The organism is Enterococcus sp. DIV0660C, from assembly GCF_017316125.1.
Taxonomy (GTDB): Bacteria; Bacillota; Bacilli; order Lactobacillales; family Enterococcaceae; genus Enterococcus_B.
Genome location: NZ_JAFLWA010000021.1, coordinates 1 through 15,810, shown reverse-complemented (window position 1 = coordinate 15,810; position 15,810 = coordinate 1). Strand labels below are relative to the sequence as shown.

Here is a 15,810-nt window from a genome sequence, read left to right as displayed (position 1 = left end):
CTCATAAGCAATATAGGAATGTTAAAAATTCCTTCTATCTGACTATATCGTTGATACGTATTCTAACCATTTCAACTAGTCGATTCCTTTTAATTCTTTGTTTTAGTCTATTTATTAAATTAGGTTCATATCGTTTGATTTCTTCAAAAATTCTGGCTGAATTTTGATTATCTATATAGGGAAAGATTGTTTTTGCATGTAAGTTTACATCGTTTGAAAGATAACCTCTTTGCTTCATCTCTAAAATCAAAGATTGTACATCAAAACAGCGAGTTTCTTGTAACTCTTTATTAAGATCGAGATAACTTCCTTGCAGTTGTTGATATTTTTCTATGTCAAATTGGAAAAATATTGTTGGTATTCCTTGGTACAAGGCTTCCCAATAAATGCTAGAATAATCTGTTATTAAACATTCGCTCTCAGAAAGAAGTTCGTTTAATGGAACGTCGCCCATTGGAATAATACGTAGATTTCTATGTGCAGAAACATCAAACAATTGAATATATTCCGCTAATTTGGGATGAATATAAAAAATGATAGTGTAGCTTTCCATCTCCAAGAACTTTAGGAGCTCCTGATTGGAAAGCAGTTGAGAATATTGTTGAAAAAAATCTGATTTGATAAATTCTTCTTGAGTTAAATCTTCTAACCAAGTTCGCCAAGTTGGCATAATCAAAAATTGTTTTTTCTTTATCAATTTACCTTTATTTTTTTGTAACTCATCCCATCTAGCTAGCCCTGTCACTACAATATTTTGAGGAGTATATTCCAAGTATTTCTGAACTATTTTTTTCTCCCACTCTGCTGATGTGATAAAAAGTTCTGCTTGATTATTTGAACGTGTTGCATTAAATGTATTGTCAAGTTTCTTAAGACCTAAAACACCATGTTGAAGAAAGACATATCTTTTTTTATCTAGAATGGGCTTGATTGGTCCTGTTTGTACCCGCCAGGCGTAACCATGACCCTTAGATTCCGAAGCAACCACTCTTCTGGCTATAAGTAGCAAAAAGAGATGTTTCACACTCATAAAATCAACTCGACGTCGTTGATAGTGATCTAACTTGTTGTACTCTGGTGATTCTTTTTTTATTACAAAATATGCACGTTGATTAGTTTTTTCTTGTAAATAATTGAAAAAATAATATGAATTATCTTGTGCTGTATTTGAGTATTTTTCATGAATCAACCAAATATCGTTCCCTAAAAAAAAGAGACCTATCGTATGAGCTAGGACATAAGCAATCCATTCATTTCGTTTGTATTTTTTCGTCTCATACTCGCTAAAAGGACGATAATTAAGACTGATGGCGTACTTCATTGTTTGATATGGATACACGATGTTCTCATCTATTTTTGACTGATAACGTCCCGAAAAGTACTGTAATTTTAAGTACAGAAAGAATGACTTATTGATTATTCTACAAGCATATGTTTCTTGCTCACCTTGGCATTCTAAATATAAATCCCAGTAATAATACGCCCAGTCATAGGCAGTTAAATCAATAGAAAAAACAAGTTTCTTTCCGATTCTTTTTATTGGTTCTAATTGATATGCAGCTGTTAGCGTTCCTCTGTGTTGGATTTTCAACAAATAGGTAAAGCCTTCTCTATACTCTATTGGAATCTTAATTTCTATAACCAACGATGTTTTTTTCCTCAAGGCTAACAACTTCGCTTTTTTATGGTAACGAAATTCATTCATTTTAACTGGTGGCTGTATTGTAAATGATAACGATGTTTTTTGAGAGGCATAGATCATTACTTCACGAGTAGCATCCTTATATATAAAATCAAGATATTTATTTTTTTTTGTATGAATCTTAGCTAGTAAAAATTCATAACTCTTCCCTTCAGTTTCAAGGTAAAAATGGTACCTACCTAATTCATTTATCTGGTCAATTAAGTCAAGATTATTTATTGAAATGGTTGTTATTCCAGCTGTTTGACTTCTAAAGTAACGAATTTTTTCGTATAATTTTCCAGACTTTGAGCGAACGTTTATTGTAAAGTCTGTTTGAGACAGATCAAAAAAGGAAAATTTTAATTGCTGATTTTCAATCAAACAATCAAATATAGGTATCTTGTTTTCTTGACTAATCCTCTGTTCAATGGACCAATTATGCGTCCTTAATTCTATTATTGTCGTATTTAAATCAACTAGTTTAACTATTGAGTTGGTTTGAATGTCAGACGGTAATTCTCGATCGACTTCAATTTGAAAAATAAGTTCATCAGCTAGTAGCATTTCCGTTACATTGACGATCTGAAAATTTTCTTGATTGACTTGTAATGAGTAATTCTCCGAGAAAACGCCAAGAAGCGAGGCGTCTTTCAAACTACCTCGCAAGTTGTTATTATTCAATGATATGAATGAACATTCGTACTTCAAAAAAACACCTCTTTCAACTTTGCAGCATCACTTAAATTACACTTTATTCAAGTCTTTCTTGATTTGTGTTGTTGAGATTTCAGGTGTTCTTGGTAAGTAGAAAACTTCAGCAGTTGTTTCTGTTTCCAGAAAATCAAACTTACCTGCCCAATCGTCTCCCATCACAAAAGTATCAATATGATATTCTTTAATGTCAGACGCTTTTTGACTCCAGTCATTTTCTGGAATGACCAAATCAACATAACGCACAGCTTCTAGCAATTGTTTTCTTTTTTCATAAGAAAAATAGCATTTTTTTTGCTTTTGGTTCCAGTTAAATTCATCTGTTGATAGGGCTACAACTAGATAATCACCTTGTTCTTTCGCTCTCTTTAATAAATTGATGTGACCATAATGTAATAAATCAAATGTTCCATAAGTAATTACTCGTTTCATTTTGTTCCTCCTAAAATTTTCGTTAATAATTTTTCAGTCGCATCAATATCATCAATACAAAAACGTTGATAAAATGCATAATACTTACTACTGGATTTAAAAGACGTTGCCTTTACTGCATGGATTTCAGAAATAAGTTCATCTTTTTTCTGAATGATTGGCCCCGGCAACTTATCCAGTACTCCCTCATAAAAGCCTCTGATTTCTTTTCCGTAAGAGTCTAAATCATACATATAAAAGATTATTGGCTTTTTCGTTAAAGCAAAGTCAAACATGACAGAAGAATAATCAGTAATTAGCAAATCTGCAATCAAATACAAATGACTGATATCTTCATAACTAGAAACATCTATCACACGATTGCCATATTGTTTAGGATCAAAGTGTTCTGCCACTAAGTAATGCAGTCTAGTCAAAATGACCGTATCTGATTCTTGCTCTAAAATTTCAGCGAAAGGAAATTGATTATCAAATTTGTAAGCACCTTTTTTTATAAATTGGTTATCTCGCCAAGTGGGCGCATAGAGGATAACTTTTTGATTGTCAGCAATAGCTAGTTTTTTCCTGATTTGCTTTATTCTTCCATCTTTATCAGGCAACAGAAGAATATCATTTCTTGGATAACCGATTTCTAGTATCTCTCCTTCATATGCAAATGCACTTCGAAAGATTTCCGTACTATAGGCATTCGGTGAAATCAAATAATCCCAACGAGCAGCCTCATTTTTAAAATTTTCCCGATACTTATGTGTATCCGTTCCTGGCATCGTCACATTCTTGATGTCTAATCCTAATCTTTTTAGTGGCGTTCCATGCCATGTTTGAACGTAAATATTTTTACCTTTAACCATCCACCCAGGCATCCTAGTATTGAAAAACCAATATTTTGATCTTGGCATTGTCAGCAGCCACTTCAAGCCCATTCGCCTTACATAAGGAACGTCATTTTCAATGAAAGGAGTTTCAAAGCCTTTCTTTACCGCCCAAACACATGTGTACTCCGGATAATTTTCCCGAATATATTCATAAATAGCACGTGGGTTATCACTATATTGTTTGCCGTGAAAACTTTCAAAAAAGATTAGTTTCTCTTTCGGATGTTTGTTAAGTAAAGAAAAAACTTTTTTCACCCATCGATGATAAATTATTTCAAGATTTCTTCGCAATGTACTCACTCATGTCTCCACTCTTTTAACTCTTTTTTGATTTCTACATCTAATTGTTGTGTCTTATTGACCACTTTGACGTCCCTATGCCGCAGAATCGAATATAAATACTTCGGAATCTGCACCAAACGATCATAACGCTTCATCGAAAGTGATCGATAAAGCCATTCAAGATTATTGTCTAAATAAAATTTTGGTGCCCGCTTGACTACTCCCGCAAGGACATCAAAGGTGCCTCCTACGTCTAGAAAAACTTTGGCATTCAATTGATCTACGTTTCTTTCCAAAAAGATTTCTTGCTTAGGTGATCCCAAGGCAACAAAGAGAAAGGTACAGTTTGCTTGATTAATTTTTTTAATTACTTCTTCTGTATTTCTGCTCGTGTAGCCATGAAGTGTGCCCGCCACTTCAATATTCGGATATTTTTCTTGAATATTTCGTGCTGCTTGGTTCACTACATCCTTTTTGGCTCCATATAAAAAAATTCGGTAACCAAATTGATTCGCAAACTGCAAGCTTCTTTCCATCACTTCAATACCAGTTATCCGTTCACGAATATTCCCTCGTAACATTTTAGAAGCCTTGACCACACCAATCCCGTCAGCAATCCTATGTGTCGCCCGCTCCAAATAAGCTTTCACTTCTGGATACTGGTAAGCTTGCAAGGTAATTTGAGGATTAACACTTGTAATCAACATTTTTTTATTTGCAGCTAAATATTTTGGAATATCCTCCACGATTGTTTGATAGGTTAAATCATCGACAGGGACTCCACTTATGTATTCAGTCCTATTTGTTTTTTCCACCAATCTCACCCAGTTCCTTTTTCACTAACGCCATTATCTCTCCAACAGTTTCGCCATTTTCATACTGATTCCATAACAGTTTTGTTTTTTTTACCAATTGTTCATTTGCTTCATATGAATATGATTGAATTGTTTGCCCCAACAATTCCTGGCTCTTCACGACTGGTCCAGGTGCCCATTCAAGAAAATCATCTTGAATTCCTGGATTATTTTTATATTTATCAAAATCAGGACAGAAAAAAATAATTTTTGGCTGTTCCTGTATAGTAAGATACTCAAAGGTACTTGCTGAGTAATCCGTAATCAATAATTTTACATTTGGGTAACTTTCCATGATGTTTTGATTCCACCAATGTACATTTTCAGGTAAGGTCCAATTTTCTTGATTGATCGTTGGATGTAGATGTACATAAAATTGTTCTCCCGATAGTTTAGAAAACGTAGCTAATGCTTGTGTAAAAATGTGCTCCATATCTTTTTGTTCAGGACGGTACGTCGGTGCATATAAAATAAATTTTTTTGTTTGTTTCACCGTTTTTGCTACTTTATGAACTGTTTCTAATCTTAGAGAACCTACCTTTTTAATCACGTTTAAATTTAGATCATAGCTTTTTTGAAAAATACCTGCCATCTTATCTGAATTGACTACTACATAGTTGAAAGAGTTATAAACTTTTTGAAACCTCTTTTGGTCTTGTCGACTACGTTGCTTCGTCTGCGGATCATCCCAACCAAATTTTTTGATTGCACCATCAGCATGCCATACTTGAATGACTATCTGGTCGGAAGCCATCACTGCTAATTCAGGAAAATAGTTATCAACGATAATCACTTTTGCTTGTTTTAATAAAGAAAGGTTTCTTCCTAAAAACAGACTTTTGGGCGTAAATGGGCGAACATCGACCCCTTCACTCTTTAACTTTTCCGCATACTCGCGGCACTTATCTACAAAAAAAACAGTCACCTTTCCTGGATAGTTCAAGTGAAGCTGTTTGATTAAGTCGCCTTCATTAAACGAAAAACTCATGATGTACACAATCGTCGCGGTCAGTTTTCTTTTAGGCCAAAGCATTGCAGCAGTCATATATCCATTTTTCACTATATCCATTGCTGATCTACTCCTTCCCAACCTAACAATTTTGTCACCTGATCACTATTTTTTATCGATTGTTTTATCCACGAAACGCATAAAAAACAATCGATAAAAATCAATTTTCGGTCTTTAAAAAGGCAATATTTGATTTAATTATACAGAACAATATAGATGATTAAAAGGTGATTCGTCATGTGTAATATCCGAGAAACAATCACGTAATGTTTTTTTAACATAAAAGACTCATTCGTAAAGAAAAATATTTTGATAATCGTTATTTTTTAGCTGAAAATAATAAAATCACATTCCGTTTTTTAATCACCCACCTACAACAAGAAATACTTTTTAACTCTTTTCCCCCAATAAGATGAACGTTATATAACAAAACAAACATCTAACTATGAACTAAAAGAACAGTTGCCTTTTTTGCACTAGTTAGATGTTTGCATAATTTGTTTTTTTAACTTATTTGCTTAACTTTTCCCATAAAGCAGGTGCTTGATCCGGACTCCAAACAGCTATCGATGTGTGTGTCTGCAAGCATTTATATTGATGCCCTTGATGAATTACCACATCCCCCGCATGGTACGTGACCCCAACTTTCCACTCTTGGACTTCGCTACTATCAGAAGTTGTTGTGCCTGTTACTTGTTGACTGAAATCAGAAAGACCAACTCGATTCACTGCTTTGATTTGATACATGTATGTTGTTTCTGGTGTCAAATTTTGATCCGTGAATTGGTTGTCAGTTGTCGTTGCCACTTTTTTATTCTCACGATAAATCTCATAGGTGGTCACTTCTTCTTCTGAAGCGTTGTTGTCCCATGTTAAAGTTAAACTATTTGCTGTAGCTTTGCTAATTTTTACATTCGTAGGTGCAGAAGGCTTGCTTAACTCGGATGCCTCTTTTGTAACCACATCTAGCTTAGTTGAGTGCGCAGATTGATTATTTGACGTGTCTACTGCTACGACTGTATAGCTATAGTTTGTTGCTGCTGATAAACCAGTATGCACAAAATCTGTTGTTTTACTTGTGCCAACTAACTGATCTTTTTCATAAATATTGTAATGATCTACTTTGACATTATCAGTAGAAGCTTTCCAAGACAACGAAACACTGTTTGAGGTTGCAGATGCTGTTAAATTTGTTGGAACAGTTGGTTTCTCTGTATCAGGCACCTGTTCTTCAAATAATCCTTGATAAGCACGTGCAAATGATTCATTGTAACCAATCCCCGCTGAATTTTTTCCTTCATCCCAGTTCACACTCCACGTCATGATCCCTTTTAAAGGAGTCCCTTTTTTCGCTAGCGTTTCAAACACTTGATAGACAACATTCGGATCTTTGACATAACCATTTGCTGCTGCATCTTGGTTGGCTGGAAGTCCTAAAGCTAATTTACTTGCTGGAATATGAATAAAGCCATTATCCCCTTTATCAAAGGCATCTGAGATTCCATATAAGAATTCAAACTTTTTACTATCGTTGTTTTGAGCAATCCATTCTGAGCCAACACTAATACCATCTCCAGCTTGATTATAAAGCTGTGGCGCAATAAAATCATAGTCGTTTTCTAAAGCAGTGATATAAGGTACATATTTCCCTGCTGTTCTCAAATACGGAAATTCTGGCGCCATTGAAATAATAAAGTGTTTATTTTGTTGTTCATAATGGTTACGCACAATTTTTAACGCTGCTGGGATGACTTTTGCATTATCTCCTGCTGCTACAGCCGTTTGTTCTAAATCAATATCCAAGCCATCAAAGCCATATGTATCGACCAAGCGAATAATTTCATTTGCAAAAGCCTGTTCTTGTCCAGTTGAAAGTTCAATATGTGAATCTGCGCCACCTAGTGATAAAAGAACCGCACGATTTTGCGCATTTAAAGTTGCCACTTGGTTTCTGAATGCTTGATCACTCATATTATACGGTTTGAAAGTAGGTATTCCTTCCCCTTTCATAAAGGCAACAGAAATGACATTGTAAAAGGGATTGATCTGGTCTAATTGGACATCAGCGGGAGCTCCGCCCATATAACCTGCCCCCATTTCTCCAGGCCAATTATGATAATAACCAACCGAGATTTGCTTGTTTGCAATACTTGGCATTTCATCTGCTGTATCCGCAGCGACACCATTTGCACAACCAAATATTCCTCCAATGATACCAATTGAAAATAACAATAATTTTTTTTGCATTCTTTTCCCTCCAACATTTATTTTATTTTAAAATCCTCCTCAATTATAAATTACCTCTTATAAAAAAGACTTTTTTGTACGCTATTGCAACAAAATATTCCTTAAAACAAAAGGAATTTTACACTTTTTAATAAAAAAGCAACATAAAAGAAGAATTTCTTTATTCGAATCGGAGTGTGTTATCTTAAACTAGAAATAAAATAACAAAGGGAGTGTTTGGTATGCCAAAACATGCTTTTTTGATTCGGAAGTTAAGGAAAGAACGTGGTTTTACTCAGGAACAGTTGACCATGGGAATTTCCCAACGAGGAACACTCGCTGCTTTCGAATCTCGTGGTACAAAAATCAGTTTTGAGCTTTTGATTAGTTATCTAGAAAAAATGAATGTGACTTTAGAGGAATACGAATTTTTACTAAACGATGGTTCTCTGTCACCAAAACAAAAATTAACCAATTATTTTCTTACAACTCCTGCACTCACTTCTGCACAAGAAGACGAATTACTAAAAGAATATGAAAAAACTGGAAATATTTTTTATCGTTTGCTTTACGCCCAACGGAAAATCATTCTTAATCATTTAGACAACGAAGCAATTACTCCTGAGGTCAAAAAAGAAGCTCAACTAATTATGAATTATTTAGAACATATCGATACTTGGGGGCATTTTGAGCTTTCAGTATTTTCAAGATGTCTTTTTGTTTTTAAAACGGACTATATCGTACGTTCCTTCTATCATAGTGTTACTAAAATGGGAATTTACCAAGATACTGCTGTTCAACAAAACTTATTAGCCAATTTTATTTTAAATGGCGTTAGACTATCTTTCACTCGCTCATCAAACACTTTAAGAACACTTTTTCTTGCTGAACTTAAAAAACTAGCAGAATTACATACGAATAGCTTAAATATGGCTTATTATAAAATCTTTTCTGCCTTGGATCGTTTATCTCAAGGGGATCAAAGCGTGATTCCCGAAATCGATCAAGGAATTCATTTTTTCAATTGGTTAGGTCTAACGACAATGACGGACTTCATCCTTCGATTAAAGAGCACTTATAGTTGATCACATAATTTTTTTGTTGCAATAACATACAAAATAATTTTTTAAAACTGTTCCATTTTATACTACTTGTTGTTGAGAGATTTGAGTTTTATCTCTCAAATAGAATATTTATTTTGGAGGGTTTCAAGATGAAAAAGAGTACATTGTTAGGATTAAGTTTCATTTTAGTTACAACTGGATTTACTGCATTAACGACTGTTTCTGTTGATGCACATGGCTATGTTAAGGAACCAGCAAGTCGTGGTTATCAAGGCTTTTTAGACAAAAGCAATCTAGGTTGGAGCGGCGCTCATGATAAATATGGTGCAGTTATTGATGATCCTCAATCATTGGAAGCAAAAAAAGGCTTTCCGCAAGCTGGACCTGCAGACGGTCACATTGCTTCAGCTGATGGCGTATTAGGAGATTATACTTTAGACAAACAAACCGCTGATCGTTGGACAAAACATACTGTATTCACTGGAAAAAATAATTTTTCTTGGACATTTACTGCTGATCATGCAACAACAAAATGGCATTACTATATTACAAAAAATGGTTGGGATCAAAACAAACCATTAACTCGAGATGAATTACAATTGATTGATACAATCGATCATGGGGGAGAAGTTGCTTCAACAGATGCAACTCACAAAGTAACGATCCCTGCTGACCATCTAGGCTATCATGTTGTTTTAGCTGTTTGGGATATTGATGACACACCAAATGCGTTTTATAACGTCATAGATGTAAATGTCAAACAAGGAGATCGCTTGACTAATTTAGCACAATAATAAAAAAGGGCTAAGGCAAACGCTTGTACGTTTTGCCTTAGCCCTTTTTATTAACTCATTACAGTTACTTTTACTTGTCGACGTCCCCAAGCAACACATTCTGCAACCGTTGTAAAGTGAACATCAATAATGTTTCCTTTGATTGCGCCTCCTGTGTCAGCAGCGATCGCCACACCATAACCTTCAACATTCACGATTGAATTTAGTGGAATCACACTAGGGTCAACGGCAATTGCTTGCGGATTATCATATAAATCTAACCCACTGGCAGTGATATGTCCTGAACCCGGTTCTGAATAAGAATATGCTGTAGATTCCATCATACGGGTAGCACCTGATGTTGGTACTTCCTCTTTTGGCTTTTCTTTTGATTCTTCCTTAGCTAGTTCAGTCTCTTGTTTTGCTTTTTCAGTCGCCAATTTTTCTGCTTCTGCTTTTTGAGCAGCTTCTTGCTCTTTTACTTCAGCTTGCCTTTTCACTTCTTGTTCTTTTGCTCGTTTTTTTGCTTCCTGTTCAGCCGCTTCTTGTTTTGCTTTTTCGGTAGCGATTCGCGTTGTTTCGGCCTCTTTGTTTTTAGCAATTTCGCTAAGTATCACTTGATTGTCTGCTAGCTTTTGTTTTAAAGAATCAACTTTTTCATTCAAAGCCTTCGCTTCAACTTCTAAAGAAGCTCGATTCTTTTTTAGTGAGGTCTGTGTGTCCTCCAACTTTTGATTAAGATCAACTAATTTTTGTCTTTGACTATCCAAACTAGCGATTTTATCTTTTTCTGCTTGGTGAAGAACACGAACGGCATATGCACGGTTGATAAATTCAGCAACTGTATCAGCTTCTAAAAGTGCTTGTAGATTTCGCTCGTTCGAACCATTGATTTGCACATCTTTTAGTCGTTGCGCAACCGCTTCTTTGCGCTTATCAATCGTTGCTTCTGTTTCCTTGATTTCTTGTTTTGATTTATCAATCGTTTGCTTATTTTGATCAATTTCTTGTTTTATTTTCTCAACTTCTTGATACTTTTCATTGACATCATTTAATGTCATTTGTACTTCAACACTGATTTCTTCACCCCGACGTTTTGCAACTTGTTCTTTTTCATTTAAAGAATCAAGCGATTCTGCTTGAGCCACTAAGGGTAGTGCTAAATTTGCTGACAATAAGACAGCAAGCATAACTAAGGCTTTTTTTGCCTTCACGAACTCCAACACCTTTCTCCTAAAATACCAACTCTTACATTATACAAATGATTATTACAATTTATATGTCAAAAATATTACAATTTATTACAAATACAATTCGTGACCAATGAACTATTGGACAAAATAAAAAAGCAATTGAACTTTTTCGTTCAACTGCTTTTTTGAGCAATGATATAAGTTATTTTTTCTTACGCAATTCTTTTACTAATTGACGAATTTCATTCACATCTTTGCCTTCTTTCAACGATAGTTGTGGGAAATTCTTCAAGAAGCGACGTTGCGTATAGTTCAAGCGTGGCAAATAATCATTCGTTTTTGCTGACTCTTTAAATGCCTGTAACCAATCAGTAGCAGCTTTTTTCTCTGGTTTTGAGATAATGCCCTTACCGAAAACTGTACCTGAAGTTTTTTGACGTTCTTCCCATTCGTCTTTGGTTTTTTCAAAGGCTTCTTGCAAGTTTGCTTTTTGTTCATTGATTGCTTTTTGCAAATCTGTGACTGCTTTTTGGAAACTTTGCAAGTTTGCCAATGTGTAACCAAGATCCATCATGGTTACCCCAATCAAGATAACTGGTAAATAAAAACCAAAGTGTTCCGCCAACAATTGTTCTAAAACTAAAATATGTGGATGGATTACTTTCACGATCAAGACACAGCCAACGCCCCAAAAAAGTGAGACCGGTACAGCAACTCTCCCATTGATATTCAACGGAACATCATGATAATCCCACCAAGTAGCATGAAACAATTTTTCCAAGCCAAAGCTCGTCAAGTACTCCAAAATCGTGACCAGAACTGTTGATAAAACATACAATAAAATAAGGTTCGATTGGAAGGGCTCGATAAAATACAAGACGCCCAAAATTCCAAATCCATAGATTGGCGTAATTGGCCCAACCAAAAATCCTCGATAGACGAAATGCTTGGCCTTAATGGAACAATAAATGGTTTCCCATAACCAACCGACAAATGAGTAAATAAAAAATAGCAATACTACACGAATAAACTCGTTCATAAGTACCTCCTTTTTTCTTTTCATTGTATCAATAAGCTGAAAAAATGAAAAGAAACTCTAATGAAAGAGCTTGCTGACTTTTCATTCCAAATTTCATAAGCTACAATGTGTAATGTACTTATCACTTTTCTTCTACTATAAATATAGAAAAAATTTTACTACTCAGGAGGAATCATATGATTCAATTATTGCGTTATGCAAAAGACTATCGTAAGCAAATCATTTTAGGACCCTTTTTCAAATTTCTTGAAGCAGTTTTTGAATTAGTTCTTCCCTTATTGATGGCTTCGTTGATTGATAACGGACTTAAAAAAAATGATACAGGTGTGGTCATTCAAATGGGCGTTTGGATGGTTGTCATGTCAATTATCGGACTGATTTGTGCCATCATTTGTCAATACTATTCTTCGATCGCTTCGCAAGGTTTTGGTACAGAATTGCGTAATCAACTCATGAAAAAAATCAATACACTTTCTCACAGTGAGCTAAATCATTTTGGAACAGACACCTTGATTACTCGAATGACCAACGATATCAATCAATTGCAATTAGCGTTGGCAATGGTTATCCGATTATTGATCCGTGCACCATTTTTAAGCATCGGTTCTGTCGTGATGGCCTTTATCATTGATTGGCAAATTGGTTTATTCTTCTTACTTTTTTTACCTATTTTTGCGGTTATCTTGTATTTTATTATTAAAAAGACAATTCCTCTTTACCAAAAAGTTCAAGAAAAATTAGATTATTTAAACGAAATCGTTAGTCAAAATCTGAGTGGTGTTCGCGTGATTCGGGCCTTTGGTCGAACAAAAACGGAAGTCAAAAGTTTTGACGAGAGTACCGATGATCTAGCCAAGAATTATTTACTGGTTTCCAATATTTCCGCACTTTTGACCCCTGCCACCACTTTGATTATGAATATAGGAATTATTTGTCTATTGACAGTTGGCGGCATCAAAGTCAATATTGGTGGACTACAACAAGGACAAGTTTTAGCGTTGATCAACTATATGAACCAAATGTTGTTAGCTTTGATCGTTGTTTCTAACTTAGTCGTGATTTTTACCCGAGCTGAAGCTTCAGGAAAACGCGTCAAAGAAGTCTTAGCCATGGAAAATTCGATTCAAGAAGCATCAGATGCAAGTACGCCTGAACTTGATAGTAAGATAATCGTTGAATTCAAACATGTAGATTTCCGCTATACACCAGCTTCTGGTTTGTCTTTAGAAAATATCAATTTTCAAGTGAAGAAAAATACTGTCGTTGGAGTCATTGGACCCACTGGTAGTGGTAAAACCACTCTGACTCAACTAATTCCTCGCTTTTATGATGTCAGTAGTGGCGAAGTGCTCGTTGACGAATTAGATGTCCGACAGTGGGAAACGGAAAAATTACGAGAGCAAATTGCTATGGTTCCTCAAACAGCTGTGCTCTTCACTGGCTCTATCCGCGACAACTTACATTGGGGCAAAGCAAACGCCACAGATGAGGAATGCTGGGAAGCTTTAGCAATTGCACAAGCTGATGAGTTTGTTCGTCAACTTCCTGATGGTCTGGATACCAGAGTGATGGAAAATGGAAAAAACTTTTCTGGTGGGCAAAAACAAAGACTGACTATCGCACGCGCCTTGATTGCGAAACCATCCTTACTGATTCTTGATGATTCATTAAGCGCACTTGACTATCAAACGGATTTGAATTTACGCAAAGCATTGAAGACTTCTCTTGATTGTACCGTATTGATTATTTCTCAACGAGTTCGTTCGATTCAAGAAGCAGAAACTATTTTAGTCATGGATCAAGGACAGATTGTTGCTCAGGGAACAAATGATGAACTATTACGCACATCAAAAGAGTACCAAGAAATCGTGGCATCACAGGAGGAGGAATAAAATGAAACAAAAAAAATTCTCAATGCAGTTATTCAAGCGATTTATCCCCTACTTGATGGCTTATCCTAAAGAAATTGCTTTAGCAATTTTCTTTGGTTTATTGAATGGGATTGCGACAGTAGTCATGACGTTACAAATTGGCCAAAGTATTGATTTGATGATTGGTATCGGCCGCGTCCAGTTTCAAGAACTCTTTCACTTATTGTTACTCTTTGGTAGCGTAGTACTTGTTAATGTCCTTAGTCAGTGGTTGATCCAAGTCTTAAGTAATCGCCTTGCTTATCTCTCCGTAGCGGCGCTAAGAAAAGATGCTTTTGAACGATTGAACCGTTTGCCTCTTCGTTATTATGACCAGACTGCTCATGGAAATATCGTCAGCCGTTTTACCAATGATATGGATAATATTTCGATTGCCATTGCAGCAGCGTTCAATCAATTATTTTCTGGTGTTGCAATCATTGTTTTATCTTTTATCTTTATGATTCATTTGAGTCCGTTGTTAACTGTTGTCGTCTTGTGTGCCACCCCAATTATCTTTTTAGTCAGCTTTCTGGTTGCACGTTCTTCTCAAAACGACTTTAATCAACAGCAAAAAATTATTGGGGATATTTCTGGATTTGTTACTGAACGAATTGGCAATCAAAAAATCGTGAAAGCTTTTCAACAAGAGTCAGCTAGTCAACAGGCATTTGAAACATTGAATCAGGAACTTTACGTCAAAGGACAACGTGCTCAATTTTCTTCTTCTTTGACAAATCCTTCTTCGCGATTTGTTGATCATTTAGCTTATCTCTCAATTGGTTTAGTTGGCGGATTACTCGCTTTACGAAGCGGTTCAGCAATTACCGTTGGTGTTATCTCAAGTTTCACTATCTATTCGAGTCAATTCTCAAAACCTTTTATCGAATTATCTGGTATCACTACGCAAATTCAAACTGCCTTTGCTGGATTAGATCGAGCGTTTGAGTTGATCGATCAACCAGAAGAGACACCTGATGCCTCTGATGCATTTGCTTTAGATCCCCAAACGATCAAAGGAGAAGTCGTTTTCGAACACGTTTCCTTTTCATATGACCCAGATCAACGTTTGATTGAAGACTTCAATTTTAGAGCAAAACCCGGGCAAACAATTGCGATTGTTGGAAAAACAGGAGCTGGAAAATCGACACTAGTCAATCTTTTAATGCGTTTTTATGATACGAATAGTGGAAAAATCCTGATTGATGGTCACGATATTCGTGATATCAAGCGAACGACTTTGCGTAAAAGCTTTGGGATGGTTTTACAAGACACTTGGTTATTTGATAGTTCCTTACGGGCAAACCTACGCTACGGCAATCCAAATGCTAGTGATGAAGAAATCAATGAAGCGTTAAAAGCTGCCTATATGTATGAATTTGTCGAGCGGTTACCTGAAAAGCTTTCCACCAAAATTGGCGGTCAAGGACTAAAAATTTCTGATGGTCAGCGACAACTATTGACTATTGCACGAACAATGATCAGTAATCCACCTATGTTGATCTTAGACGAGGCAACTAGTTCTGTTGATACACTAACTGAAAAGAAGATTCAACAAGCATTCTTGACAATGATGGAAGGTAAAACTAGTTTTGTGATTGCACATCGGCTTTCTACCATTAAAAATGCTGATCAGATTTTAGTCATGGATCAAGGACACATCGTCGAAATGGGAACGCATGATGAATTAGTGAAAAAAGCAGGCTATTACAATCAGCTTTATCAAGCACAATTTACACATCAATAAAAAACAGGCAA

12 protein-coding genes are annotated in these 15,810 nt (G+C 35.6%); 4 read left to right on the top strand and 8 right to left on the bottom strand.

Going from position 1 to position 15,810, the window contains the following annotated elements; genetic code table 11:
• Positions 1–34: 34 nt before the first annotated feature.
• The 6 genes from DOK81_RS06550 to DOK81_RS06525 all read right to left on the bottom strand — a co-directional run bounded on the left by DOK81_RS06550 (position 35) and on the right by DOK81_RS06525 (position 8,094).
• Positions 35–2,392 (bottom strand): CDP-glycerol glycerophosphotransferase family protein, encoded by a 2,358-nt coding sequence (locus tag DOK81_RS06550; RefSeq protein WP_206909477.1) that lies wholly within the window; start codon positions 2,390–2,392, stop codon positions 35–37.
• 36 nt (positions 2,393–2,428) lie between these two features.
• Positions 2,429–2,827: a glycerol-3-phosphate cytidylyltransferase gene (tagD, locus tag DOK81_RS06545; RefSeq protein WP_206909476.1), complete on the bottom strand. Its 399-nt coding sequence runs from the start codon at positions 2,825–2,827 to the stop codon at positions 2,429–2,431.
• The gene (locus DOK81_RS06540) at positions 2,824–4,002 is read right to left on the bottom strand and encodes a CDP-glycerol glycerophosphotransferase family protein (RefSeq protein WP_347401439.1); all 1,179 of its coding nucleotides are present in this window, start codon (positions 4,000–4,002) and stop codon (positions 2,824–2,826) included. Before DOK81_RS06540 ends, tagD begins: the two co-directional genes overlap by 4 nt.
• Positions 3,999–4,799, bottom strand: a complete 801-nt coding sequence (locus DOK81_RS06535; RefSeq protein WP_206909475.1) for a WecB/TagA/CpsF family glycosyltransferase — start codon at positions 4,797–4,799, stop codon at positions 3,999–4,001. The genes DOK81_RS06540 and DOK81_RS06535 overlap by 4 nt, the downstream gene beginning before the upstream one ends.
• Positions 4,783–5,907: a CDP-glycerol glycerophosphotransferase family protein gene (locus tag DOK81_RS06530; RefSeq protein ID WP_206909474.1), complete on the bottom strand. Its 1,125-nt coding sequence runs from the start codon at positions 5,905–5,907 to the stop codon at positions 4,783–4,785. Before DOK81_RS06530 ends, DOK81_RS06535 begins: the two co-directional genes overlap by 17 nt.
• A gap of 450 nt (positions 5,908–6,357) precedes the next feature.
• On the bottom strand, positions 6,358–8,094 hold the full coding sequence (locus DOK81_RS06525; protein WP_206909472.1) for a glycosyl hydrolase family 18 protein: 1,737 nt from the start codon (positions 8,092–8,094) through the stop codon (positions 6,358–6,360).
• A 221-nt stretch (positions 8,095–8,315) separates the two neighbouring features.
• Between DOK81_RS06525 and DOK81_RS06520 the strand changes: the two genes are divergently transcribed.
• Together DOK81_RS06520 and DOK81_RS06515 are read left to right on the top strand one after the other, a co-directional pair.
• On the top strand, positions 8,316–9,158 hold the full coding sequence (locus tag DOK81_RS06520) for a helix-turn-helix domain-containing protein (protein WP_206909470.1): 843 nt from the start codon (positions 8,316–8,318) through the stop codon (positions 9,156–9,158).
• Positions 9,159–9,286: 128 nt separating this feature from the next.
• Positions 9,287–9,931, top strand: a complete 645-nt coding sequence (locus DOK81_RS06515; protein ID WP_206909468.1) for a lytic polysaccharide monooxygenase — start codon at positions 9,287–9,289, stop codon at positions 9,929–9,931.
• Between the two features lie 50 nt (positions 9,932–9,981).
• Here DOK81_RS06515 and DOK81_RS06510 read toward each other — a convergent pair whose 3' ends face one another.
• Together DOK81_RS06510 and DOK81_RS06505 are read right to left on the bottom strand one after the other, a co-directional pair.
• Positions 9,982–11,124, bottom strand: coding sequence for a 3D domain-containing protein (locus DOK81_RS06510; RefSeq protein WP_347401440.1), 1,143 nt, complete (start codon positions 11,122–11,124; stop codon positions 9,982–9,984).
• Between the two features lie 181 nt (positions 11,125–11,305).
• Complete coding sequence (locus tag DOK81_RS06505) at positions 11,306–12,142, bottom strand: putative ABC transporter permease (protein ID WP_206909466.1); 837 nt, start codon at positions 12,140–12,142, stop codon at positions 11,306–11,308.
• Positions 12,143–12,318: 176 nt separating this feature from the next.
• Here DOK81_RS06505 and DOK81_RS06500 point away from each other — a divergent pair, with 176 nt between their 5' ends.
• Both DOK81_RS06500 and DOK81_RS06495 read left to right on the top strand, forming a co-directional pair.
• Positions 12,319–14,034, top strand: a complete 1,716-nt coding sequence (locus DOK81_RS06500) for an ABC transporter ATP-binding protein (RefSeq protein WP_206909464.1) — start codon at positions 12,319–12,321, stop codon at positions 14,032–14,034.
• Position 14,035: 1 nt separating this feature from the next.
• The gene (locus DOK81_RS06495) at positions 14,036–15,799 is read left to right on the top strand and encodes an ABC transporter ATP-binding protein (protein WP_206909463.1); all 1,764 of its coding nucleotides are present in this window, start codon (positions 14,036–14,038) and stop codon (positions 15,797–15,799) included.
• Positions 15,800–15,810: the final 11 nt, after the last annotated feature.